Source organism: Rhizobium sp. KNZ14-9A (assembly GCF_056755015.1).
Window position 1 is genome coordinate 2,470,599 of sequence record NZ_JBPGXB010000002.1, and the last position, 12,751, is coordinate 2,483,349.

Below are 12,751 nucleotides of genomic sequence, written 5' to 3' on the forward strand. Positions count from 1 at the left end.
AGCCGCGCACATGGCGCGGCTTTCCGTGAATTCCATAAGCCGGACTTACTGTACCGGCTGCTCCATGCCCGAAGTGGTGTCGAGGGCCAGTTCGGCATTGCCGTCCATCTCGTAGATGTCGTCGCGGAACTGAACGACGCCGTCGGGCATGCCCCAGGCCGAGATATAGACGAAATAGACAGGAACTTCGGTGGCGAGCTTGATCGGCGTATTGGTGCCGCTTGCGATCACCTGCTCCATCTGCTGACGGTTCCAGCCGGGCGTTTCACGCAGCAGCCAGTTCGATAGGTCGCGCACGTTCTGGACGCGCACGCAGCCCGAGGATTCAAAGCGCATGAGCTTGTTGAACAGGCCCTGCTGCGGCGTGTCGTGCATATACTCGCCGTTCTTGTTGTAGAAGTTGATCTTGGTGGACGCCATGGCGTTGATCTTGCCCGGGTCCTGGCGGAACATCAGGTTCGGTGCCTCGCCGTTCCAGTCGACTGTTTCAGGGGCGACTTCGTTGCCCTTGCCGTCGATCAGGCGGATGGCGTTCTTTTCGAGATAGGTCGGATCCTTGCGCATCAGCGGCACGATGTCCTTCTCGACGATCGAGCGGGGTGCCGTCCAGTACGGGTTGAGGATGACTTCGTAAACCTTCGAGTTGACGAGATGCGTCGGGCGGCTCAAGCGGCCGACAACTGCGGTATGACGCGTTGCAACGCTGCCGTCTTCAACAGCTTCCACATAGGCAGCCGGAATGTTGACCATCAGGTGGCGACGGCCCAGGTCTTCCGGGAAGGTCTGCAGGCGTATGAGGTTTGTGTTCAACTGCTGCAGGCGCACATCGGCGGGAATGTTCATCGCTTTCAGCGTGAATTCGCCGAGCACACCATCGGCCGGCAAGCCGTGACGGGCCTGGAAGCGCTTGACGGCGCCGTCGACATAGGAATCGAAGGCGTTGGACAGGCCGGCTTCACGCGGCAGATCGCCGGTGATCGCGAGACGCTGGCGCAGCGCCTGGACGGTGGGGGAGCTAACACCGAGCTGCAGGCGCTGATCGCCCGGATTGACCTCAGGCCAGCCGCCGGCAGACGCGATCTGCTGATACTGCATGATCGCCTGCTGGGTGCTCGGCACCGACTGCGGGCTGAGTATCGGCGTATTGGAGAGAACGGCAGTCGCCGTGCGCGAGGCGGCCTTGGCGTCGAACTGGTCGTCCCAGTTGCCGCGTTTCGGGGCATTCAGGAGCCCATCGAGCGCCGATTGCGCGAATGCGGGTCCGGCAAGCGCGCCGGCACCAACCGTTGCCGCCGACGCCAGGAAGGCGCGGCGCGAGAGAGCTTCAATTCCGTTCTTCTTAGACATTCGTCCCAACCACTCAATGCCACGGTGGAGGAACCCGCGGCCCTTTGCGATATTCTGCGCTTTAACGCAGATCCCTATCCGTTCGTTCTTCCGGCGCACCTGGAAATTCCGCCAGTCCCATCACAAGATTGCGAGGAGCAACTCAGATGTCCCGATGGCTCATCGAAGCGCCGGCTACCGAATATTCCGCTGTCACATCAATATGGCCAATTCGTGTTGCCGGACCGCAAGACAGACTGCCGGTTGCCGGAGACCGCATGCAACGAACCATATGACGGGTAAACCGTGCTGGTTAATAACGACTAAAAAACGGCTTGAATACCGGGCCTAGCGCTTGTCTGGCGTGCGTTGCAAAGATGCCACGCAGAGGTGAGCGGCGAAGCGGGATGGGCAGGGAGCGCGTCCGGTTTTCTTAAACTGAAAGGAGGTTGCGGGTCTCAGAGGCGACACAAGATTTGATCGTTCGCCAAATGGCGGAAGGTGCCTCTCCGGCAATCACATCATTCCACCCTTCCCTGTTCAGCCAGGCCGTACCCCCGCTTCCTTCCGATCAGCCAGCTACATCGACAATTGGCTGAAGGCACTGAAGGAAGATAATTGGGCGATCTTCAACGCTGCTAGCTACGCCGGACAGGCCTCGGATTGGCTTTCGAAGAAGGCATTCCCGAACCCGGGGAAAACCGCGAAGCCGCTTAGTAACGAGTATTGCTCGCTGCACCTGCCGTGGTGTGGCGAGCTATTTTTGTTGCGGAGATGGTGATGAGGCGCGTTCCATCCGCCTGATGACGATCCCCGCTCTTGGCGGCCATCATTTGGCAGATGTCTCGATTTGCTGGCGCGGATACCACTGGCCGATTTGGCCCGGACCAAAAGCCCAGCAGAAGATGACCAGTCCCAGCAGAAAGGTCAGGACGGCGATAACTGTGAAGCGTCCGACAGCAGAAGCTTTAAAGCCAAGGATTTCGATGTTGAGAGAGTCTTTCGGGTCTTGCATGGGCGCATTTCTCCTTAAAGTAAAGAAAAATTCGCCTGCTACTGCTACGCATTACGCCGAAACCAGTGATTCGGGCAATAGCAATACTTAGGAAAGCCGTATGGAGGCTCGATGCTTTTGGGGTGTCATTAATAAAAATAGAGCTCCACCGCCATCGCATCTGGTTGATTTCCATGAGAAGTTCCGACTTATCCCTGCAAATCCCAATAAATACGGATTGCGCGACCAAAGTTTACGCAAAGGTGCACTTTTCACAGGCTAAGTACCATCCACAAAGCGCTGCTAGTGCGAGGAAAATAAAGATGATCCAGCGCTAGTTAATTGCGAAAACGACGCCAATCAGACCTAAAACGGCAAGAACGACGACTGGTGCGGTCTTTGGGTTTCTTTGCTCGTCTATCTGGATCGACATGATCTGCCTTTGAATACTGCGTAGGCATGAACTCCGGCGCGCGGGCCGCGCCATAAGGTTTGCACCTACAGCGTCAAAGGCTCGCGCGTTTCCATCCATGACGAACTGCGGGCCGACACTCATTTGGGATGCTTTCAACAAGGCATGGCCCTGCAAAAAGTAGAAAGCGCATCGCGGAGGGAAAGCCGCGTTGCGCTCAAGGTGCCGATTGGAGGTCGGAAATCGCTGGCACGCAAGTGGCGCGCAAACCTGCGCCACCGCATACCATCTAGTGCCCTTTTACGCCTTCGCGCGCCAGTCAGGGCATTCTAATGTTGAAGCAATATCAACTCTTTAAATGATTAGAGGCGATACAAAATCTGATCGTTCCAGAAGCGATCCAGACGCTGCAGGAGCTTGTTCATCTGCGTAAACTCGTCGGTGCCGATGCCGCCAACCTTGTCGATCGAGGCGATGTGGCGTTCGTAGAGCCGGGCCACCGTTTCGGCGATGTCCTGGCCGGTTTCGGTCAGGCTGATGCGGACCGAGCGGCGGTCGATGCGGGAGCGCTGGTGGTTGATGAAGCCGAGGTCGACCAGCTTCTTGACGTTGTAGGAAACGTTCGAGCCGAGATAGTAGCCGCGCGAACGCAGCTCGCCGGCGGTCAGCTCGGAGTTGCCGATATTGAAGAGCAGGAGCGCCTGGATGGCGTTGACATCGCTGCGGCCCTGACGGTCGAACTCGTCCTTGATGACGTCCAGCAGACGACGGTGAAGACGTTCAACAAGATGAAGGGATTCCATGTAAAGATCACGGATGCCCTGTTCGTGTGCATGGAAAGTCGATGCCGCCTGCGGCTTGATTTTCGTGTTCATTTGACTGCCTCACTGTTTTGTTTGGCGGTGTCGTTTTCTTCCCGCCTTGAGTGAGACCCTATCGAATACATATAAAATTCGACTTAAACCGCAGGCTTAACAGAGGCTTACCGGAAACCCCTTGATGTATCAGGGTAAATCAACGCTTACCTGGCGTCGTTGCCGGCGCCGCTCCAGCCACAGGGAAAGCCTGAAAATCCAGTAGATTACGGCCACGATCACGTGGAACAGGATGATCAGCCGATTGGGTCCGAAGATCTGCGGAAGCAGGCCGTACATGAGGATCTGGCCGCCGGCGGCCAGCACCCAGATGACCGGCCCCCAGGAGACGGTGAGCCAGAGGCCGAGCGAGGCGACAGGGAAAAGAACGGCAAGGGAGGTGCTTGCGACCTTCCACGGCAGGCTCAACAGATCGAAGCGGCCGGCACCGACGAGCGAGTAGCCGACGAGCATCGCCCAATATTGCAGGCCGAACCAGAAGCAGGAAACGGCAACGAGCCGCAGGAAGAAGATAAAGAAGATATCCGTCAGCGTCCGCTTCGGTATCGTCGGAGAATCGGTTTCCATGGCGAGAGATCACACTCGAGTTGCAGCTTCAGTTGTTCGGCTTTCATCCGCCGCGGCCAATCGTCCGGTTTGGATTTTCCGGGGCGCATGATAATGAGCGCTCCGATAAATGGAATGGCCCAGGGACAGATATCATGCAGGACAAGACGCATCTCGTCGATGAAATCACCGGTCACCGCCGTATGCGGCGCAACCGCAAGGCGGACTGGACGCGCCGGCTGGTGCAGGAAAACCGCCTGACGGTTGACGATCTGATCTGGCCGATCTTCGTCGTCCCGGGAACAGGCATTGTCGATCCGATCGCGGCGATGCCGGGCGTGAACCGCATGAGCGTCGACAAGGCGGTCGAAGCGGCGAAGGAAGCTGCCGATCTCGGCATCCCGGCGCTTGCCACTTTCCCCGACATCGAGATGGAATTGCGCGACGAAACGGGCTCCAACAGCCTGGTTGCCAATAACCTCATCAATCAGACGACAGCGGCCATCAAAAAGGCGGTACCCAATATCGGCATTATTACCGATGTGGCGCTCGACCCCTTCACCAGCCACGGGCATGACGGCATCCTGCGCGACGGCGAGATCGTCAATGACGAAACGGTCGATCAGGTCGTCCGGGCGGCGATCCTGCAGGCCGATGCCGGCGCCGATATCATCGCCCCCTCCGAGATGATGGACGGGCGCATCGGCGCGATCCGCCGCGGGCTCGATGCCGCCGGGCACCAGAGCGTCGGCATCATGTCCTATGCGACGAAATTCTCTTCCGGCTTCTACGGTCCCTATCGCGAAGCGATCAACACCAAGGGCCTGCTGAAGGGCGACAAGAACAGCTACTATATCAATCCGGCGAACGGCACCGAAGCGATCCGCGATGCCGCCCTCGATGTCGAGGAAGGAGCAGACATGCTGATGGTCAAGCCGGGGCTTGCCTATCTCGATATCTGCTGGCGCGTGAAGGAGGCCTTCGGCCTGCCGACTTTCGCCTATCAGGTCTCGGGCGAATATTCGCAGATCAAGGCTGCGGCGATGAACGGCTGGATCGATGGCGAGCGGATCATGATGGAGACGCTGCTTGCCTTCAAGCGCGCCGGCTGCGACGGCATCCTCACCTATTTTGCGCCGGAAGTGGCGAAAATCCTCGCAAAAAGGTGATTTTCTGGCGAATTATTGTATTTCCCCCTGACGATACCATATCAGCGGCATCGTCTTTCGAAGGGAGATATGGATGAGCTACAACCCCAATCCGCTTTATGCCGCACCGGAGGACTGGCGCGCCTATAGTGGTGTGCTCAGCCGTCGCGTCTTCGCATTCATTCTCGACTACATCATTATCGCCCTGCTCTGCATTCCGGCAGCGGTCGTGGTGTTCTTCCTCGGGATCGTCACGTTCGGGCTCGGCTTTATTCTTTTCCCGGCCCTGTACGTCATCGTCGCGGGCATCTACTTCGGCCTGGGTGTCGGCGGTCCGTTACAGGCCTCGCTCGGCATGCGCGCGATGGGTATCGCGATCGTGCGCGTCGACGGACGTCAGATGGACTTCTTCATGGCGATCGCGCATCTGGCGCTGTTCTGGATCCTGAACTCGGTGTTGACGCCGCTGATTCTGCTGGTTGGCCTGTTCACAGAGCGCTCGCGCCTGCTGCACGATTTCCTCGTCGGCACGGCTACGGTCCGCACCAGCTGATTCCTTCCCGGCGGGGGACGAAATAAAGTCTCCGGCCGCCCTTTGCCGGCCACAAAAGGGCGCCATATCCAAGAAATCGAATATTCGATTGCGCGGCACTGAATGCCGCGCTGTTGACGTTTTTTATTCTTGCGTCATGCTGTCTGAAATGACAGGCGCCCCGAAAGGAAATCTCCGCAAGAGATGAATACGCAGACCACGCCATCCCCTCAGTTTTATCTGACGGCTCCGGCTACCTGTCCGTATCTGCCGCATGAGATGGAGCGTAAGGTCTTCACCCATCTCGTCGGCCCCCGAGCGGCGGAGATGAACGATATCCTGACCCAGGGTGGCTTCCGCCGTTCGCAGAACATTGCCTACCGCCCCGCCTGCGAGGCCTGTCGCGCCTGTGTGTCCGTGCGCATCCTGGCGCAGGAGTTCGAACCCACCAAATCGATGAAGCGGGTGCTGGCGAGCAATTCCGATATCATCGCCACGGAATTTCCGGCCCAGCCGTCGAGCGAGCAATATTCCCTCTTCCGCCGTTACCTCGACTATCGCCACCAGCAGGGCGGCATGTCCGATATGACCGTGCTCGATTATGCGATCATGGTGGAAGATACGCATGTGAACACCAAGATCATCGAATACCGCCGGCGCGAGGAAGGCTCCGGGCTGGAAACGCGGCCGAAGGGCGAGTTGCTCGCCGCCGCGCTGACCGACACGATGAGCGACGGGCTCTCCATGGTCTATTCCTACTTCAATCCCGATCTCGACCGGCGCTCGCTCGGCACCTTCATGATCCTCGATCATGTGCGCCGCACGAGAGCGCTCGGCCTGCCGCATGTCTATCTCGGCTACTGGGTTCAAGGATCGCGGAAGATGGACTACAAGACACGCTTCCAGCCGCAGGAACATCTGACGCCGCGCGGCTGGGAACGCTTCGATCCCTCTTCCCTCCAGGACGATCCGCAGGACTGATGCCCCTTCCCCACCTTTCCGATCATCGGAAAGGCCTGCTGCTGACGGCAGTCGGCGGGCTGGCGCTTTCCATGGACATTCCGCTCGTTCGCCTCGCCGATGGCGAGATCTGGTCGATCTTCACCGCGCGGAGCTTGGCGACGGTTCTTGCCACGTTCGTCATCCTGATTGCGATGCGCCTTTTCTCCGGCAGATGGCCGCTGCTCGTTCCGGGTCGTCCCGGTCTACTGGCCGGGGTCCTATACGGCCTCTCTTCCGTGACCTTCGTATTGGCAGTCTTCAACACGGCCACCGCCAATGTTGTCTTCATCGTCGCCTTCAACCCGATGTTCGGGGCGTTGCTGTCCTGGCTGTTTCTCAAGGAGAAGCCGCAACCGGTAACTTTGATCACCATGCTGTTCATGATTTTCGGCGTCGGGCTGATCGTGCGCGAGGGACTTTCGAGCGGCCACGTCTTCGGCGACGCGATGGCACTTTTGAGCGCGCTGGTACTCGCAGCCGCCATCACTGTCGGACGGGCCTCGCGCCGGGAGATGGGTTTCGTTCCACTGCTTGCCGCAATCTTGCCAGCCGCACTCGGCCTGGCGCAGGTCCTGCCTTCGGGACTCTCAATCACGCATCCCGGCTGGATCGTCTTCAACGGCGCCATCATGATGCCGGTCGCCTTCTGGTGCCTGGCGACGGGACCGCGTTACCTCTCCGCGCCCGAAGTCGGCATGTTCTACCTGTTGGAAACGGTACTCGCGCCGATCTGGGTCTGGCTGATCTTCGCTGAGACACCCGCCACGATGACGCTCGTTGGTGGTGCGATACTCGTTGCGGCGATTGCTGCCCATTCCGTCTGGATGGCGAAAGGCAAGAGCGTTCAGGCCGCTTGATCGGCGAGTGATTATGACCTATTTTCTGTTATAACCTTGTTGCCACAGGAAGCATCTATGAACGTCACCATCCGCAAAATCGGCAATTCGGAAGGGGTCATCATTCCGAAGGAAGTTCTGGACCGTTTCGGCTTGAAGGCTGGGGATTCCTTTGAGCTTCAGACCGAGGGCGGGACGCTCTACCTAACGCCCGTTGATGAAGATATTTCAGAAGAGCTTAATGCAGCCCGCCTGTTCATGGAAAAATATAAGGTCGCTCTCAAGAAGCTCGCGGAATAATGGCTTTTAAGTTTCTGAGCCGGCGGCTTGTCGAGCAGATGCATGCAATGCAGATCGAACGCTTCGGCGGCCTCGCCGGCCTTCGGGATGAAGGTTCGCTGGAATCCGCACTCGGACGCCCGATCAACAAGGCAAACTACGGGTGCGATGACGTCATCGAACTGGCCGCCGCATATCTCTTCGGACTAGGACGCGATCACGCCTTTCTTGACGGAAACAAACGGATCGCCATTGTCAGCTGCGGTGTTTTTCTGCTTCGGCACGGTCATTCGATAGAAACCTCCGATGCGCTCCTCTACACCTTCGCCATGGGGATCGCGACGGGCGAAATCGACGAGGACGGAGCGACGCGCTTCCTGCGCGATCACACGATCCCGCTCATGCCATAGCGCCGGCGGACTGGCCTGCTTCGGGATTCGATCGTTTCGAACCAGCGGAAAGCTCCAGTTCCCGATCCAGCCCTTCGACGATATGCGTCCAGCCCTGGCGAGTCTTTTCCTCGTATTCCGCCCATTCCGCGCACATTTCATGCGTGACGGTGAGGCGGCTGCCGCTGCCGAGCGGCTCGATATCAATTTCGACGCGATCGCAATTGTGGTCGTGCTCCTCGACCGAAAAGCAGAAGACGATGTGTCTGGGGCGCTTCAACTCCAGGAATACGCCGTGATGAAAGGCGTCGCCGGTCGGGCGGCGGTCGACGATGATGAAACGGCCGCCGACGCGCGGCTCGATATCGGCGCGGATGACATGGCCGTCGTCGGTCGCGAATAAAAAGCGGCGGGCGATTTCGGGATTGAGCCAGGCATCATAAATCGTGGCGGGCGGCGCCCTGTAGCTGTGGGCGACATGCAGTTTGATGGTATTGGCGGGCATCGGCGTTCCTCCGTTGGTGGGCCTCCGTTGTTCGCGCGCGCTCGCAAGCGCACGGCTTATAGCCATCCCGCCCGCCCGCGGAACGACACTGCCCTTCTTGTTGGCCCTTCTTTTGGGTGACAGGACAGACATAGAGGAATTGCTCCGCCCGCCAAGGGCGGAGCCTCAAAATTCCCCGATCAGCCGGCGAATTTACCGCTGCGCGGGAAGCCCTTCGGCACGGTGCGGCCGGCGGTGGCGCGGTCGGCCAGCCATTCGGCAAGCTCGTCCTTGTTCTTCGTGAAGGTGCGGCCGGCGCTGTCTTCCCAGCTCAGGCCATCGGCGATGGCAAAGCAGCGAACGTCGGAAATGCCGCCATCCTTGTAGCGCTGCAGGCGTACGCCCTTGCCACGCGTCATTTCCGGCACTTGGCTCAGCGGGAAGACCAGCATCTTGCGGTTCTCGCCGACGACGGCGACATGATCGCCGGTCACGGGCACGAGAAGCTTTGTTTCGTGCGGCATGGAGACGTTCATGATCTGCTTGCCCTTGCGGGTATTGGCGACCATTTCCGTTTCCGGAACCACGAAAGCATTTCCTTCCGTGGAGACGATCAGCATCTTGCGCGCCGCATCGTGGACGAAAGCGGTCAGCACGTCCTGATCATTTTCCATGTCGATCATGATGCGCAGCGGTTCGCCGTGGCCGCGGCCGCCGGGCAGCTTGTCGCCGCCAAGCGTGAAGACCTTGCCACCGGTTGTGACGATCAGGATCTTGTCCGTCGTCTGCGCAGGGAAGGCCACCTTCAGGCCGTCGCCTTCCTTGAAGGTCAGCGCCGAAGTATCGGAGATGTGGCCCTTCAGAGCGCGGATCCAGCCCTTATCCGAGACGACGACGGTGATCGGTTCCTTCTCGATCATCGCGTGCTGGATGGCTTCCTCGTCGGCGTCAGGAGCTTCGGCAAATTGCGTGCGGCGACGGCCGACCTCGGTGGCCTTGGCGAATTTCTTCTTCACCTCGCCGATTTCCCAGGCAACCGTCTGCCACTGCTTCTCGTCGGACGCGAGCAGCGCTTCGATATCGGCCTTTTCCCGGGTGAGTTCGTCGTGTTCCTTGCGGATCTCGAATTCTTCGAGCTTGCGCAGGGCGCGCAGCCGCATGTTGAGGATCGCCTCGACCTGATTGTCCGTCAGGTCCCAGCGCGCCATCATGACGGGCTTCGGCTCATCCTCTTCGCGGATGATGCGGATCACCTCATCGATGTTGAGATAGGCAATCAGCAAGCCGCCGAGGATTTCGAGGCGCCTGTCGATGGCGGCAAGACGGAAGCGCGAGCGGCGCTGAAGAACGTCGCGACGGTGCGCCAGCCACTCCTTCAGCACTTCGTTCAGCGCCATGACGCGCGGGATCACGCCCATCGACAGGACGTTCATGTTCAGCGGGAAGCGGCTTTCCAGTTCCGTCAGCTTGAACATGGATTCCATGAGGATGGTCGGATCGACCGTGCGGCTCTTCGGCACCAGGACGACGCGGATATCCTCGGCCGATTCGTCCCTGATGTCTTCCAGCAGCGGCAGCTTGCGGGCGATCAGGAGCTCGGCGATCTTTTCGATCAGCCGCGATTTCTGCACCTGGAAGGGAATTTCGGTGATGATGATCTGGTAGCCGCCGCGGCCGAGATCTTCCGTTTCCCACTTTGCACGCACGCGAAAACCGCCGCGGCCGGTGCGGTAGCTCTCGATGATGCTTTCTTTATTATCGATGATGATGCCGCCCGTCGGAAAATCCGGGCCGGGAATGAATTCGACGAGCTTCTCGATGGTGGCATCGGGATGCTTGATCAGATGCAGCGCGGCGTCGCAGACCTCGTGTACATTGTGCGAGGGAATGGACGTCGCCATGCCGACTGCGATGCCCGAAGAACCGTTCGCCAGGAGGTTCGGGAAGGCGCCGGGAAGAACGATCGGCTCGGAATTGGATTCGTCGTAGGTGTCGCGGAAATCGACGGCATCCTGATCGATGCCTTCGAGCAGCAGCTCGGAGACCGCGGTCATCTTCGATTCGGTGTATCGCATGGCGGCGGGACTGTCGCCGTCGATATTGCCGAAGTTGCCCTGCCCGTTCACCAGCGTGTAACGCTGCGAAAAGTCCTGCGCCAGACGCGCCAGCGCGTCATAGATCGACTGGTCGCCGTGCGGGTGATAGTTACCCATCACTTCGCCGACGATCTTTGCACATTTCCTGAAAGCCGCAGTCGGCCGCAGGCCCATGTCGTGCATCGCATAGACGATGCGGCGATGAACCGGCTTCAGGCCGTCACGCACATCCGGCAGTGCGCGGTGCATGATGGTCGACAGCGCATAGCGAAGGTAGCGCTCTTCGAGCGCCGCCTTCAGGTCGACCGGTTGAATATTGTCGCCGTCTCCGCCAGAAGGCGGTAAAATCTCTTGTCCCATAGAACCCTGACTAACTCAGAAGTACCTGTGGGGCAAGGAATCCAGGCATTCCGGCTGTGGATGACGTCTTCCAGCTGACATGAAAGACGGAAAAAGTATCGCCCGAATTTGGACTTTGTTTGCCGAGCCCTTCAACAGAAATTTAGGGGTCTGCAAAATATAAAGCCGGACCGTTCCGCAGTCGTTTCATTGCAATATTCAACGGCACACACCACCAGGGGACTTTCTCATGACCTTTTACCGCACAACGCAGCTGATGCTGTCGAGCGCAGCCCTTCTTTCGTTCGCCGGTTCTGCGTTCGCGCTGGACGGCCAGGACCTCCTGAAGAAGATCAATGCCGCCTACAGCCAGCAGGGCGGGATGATCGTCGCCTCGGATGGCATCGATATCGACGGCACGACCGTCACCCTCAAGAACCTCAGCATCAAGCCGGCTGGCGGCGAACCGGTCTCCATCGGCGAGGTCACCCTCTCCGGCGTGGAAGAGCAGGATGATGGCAGCTACTATATCGAAGGGGCCGCTTTCCCCGACATCAACTCGTCCAAGGACGGCGTGACCGTGAGCGCCCAGGAGCTGACGCTCGGCGGCATCTCCGTTCCCGCCCAACCCGGCGACACTATTGACTCCATGTTCTTCGCCGAGAGCGCCCATACCGGTGCGATCAAGGTCGTCAAGGATGGTACGGAGGTGTTCTCGGTGCTCCAAAGCGACATGAACGCAACGTTGCGCGAAGATGAATCCGGCTTCGATTTTGACGGCGCGTTCAAGAGCATGAAGGCCGATCTCAGCCAGGCCGGAGACACTCCGGACAGCAAGGAAGCGATCGAGAAGCTGGCGCTTCAGCACCTCCAGGGTGACATCACCATGAAGGGCGCCTGGGATATCGAGCCCGGCACGATCGATCTCTCCGAGATTTCCTTCGATGTCACCAATGTCGGCAAGCTGAACTTCGGCCTCAAAATCTCCGGCTACACGATCGCCTTCATGAAGTCGATGCAAGACGCGATCAAGCAGTCTGAAGCCAATCCGAACAAGGAAGAGGCGCAGCAGGCGCTCGGTCTCGCCATGCTTGGCCTTGCCCAGCAGCTGACATTCGATTCCGCCCAGATTCGCTTCGAGGATGCCTCGATTACCAAGCGCGCGCTGGATTATGCCGGTTCGAAGCAGAATGTTTCGGGCCAGCAGATGGCGGATTCGCTGAAGGCCATGACGCCGATCATGCTGGCACAGCTCAATATTCCGGAACTGCAGAATGCGATTTCGGCTGCCGTCAGCACCTTCCTCGACAATCCGAAGAGCCTGACCGTCAAGGCCACGCCGGACAAGCCGGTCGCCTTCCCGATGATAGTCGGCGCTGCCATGGGTGCACCCAACACGGTGCCGCAGATGCTCGGCGTGAAGGTTTCGGCGAACGATTGAGCCTGTTCTGGATCCAACAAAAAAAGCCCGGCGATGATCTCGCCGGGCTTTT

14 protein-coding genes are annotated in these 12,751 nt (G+C 59.1%); 8 read left to right on the top strand and 6 right to left on the bottom strand.

What is annotated here, in order from left to right; genetic code table 11:
* Positions 1 to 45: 45 nt before the first annotated feature.
* On the bottom strand, positions 46 to 1,347 hold the full coding sequence (locus ACR9ZQ_RS18995) for a L,D-transpeptidase family protein (RefSeq protein WP_310382902.1): 1,302 nt from the start codon (positions 1,345 to 1,347) through the stop codon (positions 46 to 48).
* A 502-nt stretch (positions 1,348 to 1,849) separates the two neighbouring features.
* Here ACR9ZQ_RS18995 and ACR9ZQ_RS19000 point away from each other — a divergent pair.
* Positions 1,850 to 2,107, top strand: a complete 258-nt coding sequence (locus tag ACR9ZQ_RS19000) for a zincin-like metallopeptidase domain-containing protein (RefSeq protein ID WP_481429334.1) — start codon at positions 1,850 to 1,852, stop codon at positions 2,105 to 2,107.
* Between the two features lie 48 nt (positions 2,108 to 2,155).
* On the opposite strand, the gene ACR9ZQ_RS19005 is transcribed toward ACR9ZQ_RS19000, so the two are convergent.
* The 3 genes from ACR9ZQ_RS19005 to ACR9ZQ_RS19015 form a co-directional block, all read right to left on the bottom strand.
* A complete protein-coding gene (locus ACR9ZQ_RS19005; protein WP_481428524.1) occupies positions 2,156 to 2,341 on the bottom strand; it encodes a hypothetical protein in 186 nt (61 codons plus the stop codon).
* Positions 2,342 to 3,094: 753 nt separating this feature from the next.
* Positions 3,095 to 3,607, bottom strand: coding sequence for a transcriptional regulator LdtR (gene ldtR / locus ACR9ZQ_RS19010; RefSeq protein WP_112544669.1), 513 nt, complete (start codon positions 3,605 to 3,607; stop codon positions 3,095 to 3,097).
* A gap of 129 nt (positions 3,608 to 3,736) precedes the next feature.
* A complete protein-coding gene (locus ACR9ZQ_RS19015; protein ID WP_481428525.1) occupies positions 3,737 to 4,174 on the bottom strand; it encodes a DUF6163 family protein in 438 nt (145 codons plus the stop codon).
* Between the two features lie 134 nt (positions 4,175 to 4,308).
* Between ACR9ZQ_RS19015 and hemB the strand changes: the two genes are divergently transcribed.
* From hemB to ACR9ZQ_RS19045, 6 genes are all read left to right on the top strand, one after another.
* A complete protein-coding gene (gene hemB, locus ACR9ZQ_RS19020) occupies positions 4,309 to 5,322 on the top strand; it encodes a porphobilinogen synthase (protein WP_481428526.1) in 1,014 nt (337 codons plus the stop codon).
* 73 nt (positions 5,323 to 5,395) lie between these two features.
* Positions 5,396 to 5,854 carry an RDD family protein gene (locus ACR9ZQ_RS19025; protein WP_481428527.1) on the top strand — a complete coding sequence of 153 codons (459 nt, stop codon included), beginning with the start codon at positions 5,396 to 5,398 and terminating at the stop codon, positions 5,852 to 5,854.
* A 183-nt stretch (positions 5,855 to 6,037) separates the two neighbouring features.
* The gene (locus ACR9ZQ_RS19030; protein ID WP_113324283.1) at positions 6,038 to 6,814 is read left to right on the top strand and encodes an arginyltransferase; all 777 of its coding nucleotides are present in this window, start codon (positions 6,038 to 6,040) and stop codon (positions 6,812 to 6,814) included.
* A complete protein-coding gene (locus tag ACR9ZQ_RS19035) occupies positions 6,814 to 7,692 on the top strand; it encodes a DMT family transporter (RefSeq protein WP_481428528.1) in 879 nt (292 codons plus the stop codon). The genes ACR9ZQ_RS19030 and ACR9ZQ_RS19035 overlap by 1 nt, the downstream gene beginning before the upstream one ends.
* A gap of 57 nt (positions 7,693 to 7,749) precedes the next feature.
* Positions 7,750 to 7,971 carry an AbrB/MazE/SpoVT family DNA-binding domain-containing protein gene (locus ACR9ZQ_RS19040; protein WP_113324285.1) on the top strand — a complete coding sequence of 74 codons (222 nt, stop codon included), beginning with the start codon at positions 7,750 to 7,752 and terminating at the stop codon, positions 7,969 to 7,971.
* On the top strand, positions 7,971 to 8,360 hold the full coding sequence (locus ACR9ZQ_RS19045; protein WP_481428529.1) for a type II toxin-antitoxin system death-on-curing family toxin: 390 nt from the start codon (positions 7,971 to 7,973) through the stop codon (positions 8,358 to 8,360). The genes ACR9ZQ_RS19040 and ACR9ZQ_RS19045 overlap by 1 nt, the downstream gene beginning before the upstream one ends.
* On the opposite strand, the gene ACR9ZQ_RS19050 is transcribed toward ACR9ZQ_RS19045, so the two are convergent.
* A complete protein-coding gene (locus ACR9ZQ_RS19050; protein WP_481428530.1) occupies positions 8,350 to 8,844 on the bottom strand; it encodes an SRPBCC family protein in 495 nt (164 codons plus the stop codon). The two genes, ACR9ZQ_RS19045 and ACR9ZQ_RS19050, sit on opposite strands and share 11 nt — an antisense overlap.
* Before the next feature lie 179 nt (positions 8,845 to 9,023).
* A complete protein-coding gene (gene parC, locus ACR9ZQ_RS19055; protein ID WP_481428531.1) occupies positions 9,024 to 11,279 on the bottom strand; it encodes a DNA topoisomerase IV subunit A in 2,256 nt (751 codons plus the stop codon).
* A gap of 229 nt (positions 11,280 to 11,508) precedes the next feature.
* On the opposite strand from parC, the gene ACR9ZQ_RS19060 reads away from it, so the two are divergent.
* Positions 11,509 to 12,699: a hypothetical protein gene (locus tag ACR9ZQ_RS19060; RefSeq protein ID WP_113324289.1), complete on the top strand. Its 1,191-nt coding sequence runs from the start codon at positions 11,509 to 11,511 to the stop codon at positions 12,697 to 12,699.
* Positions 12,700 to 12,751 lie beyond the last annotated feature (52 nt).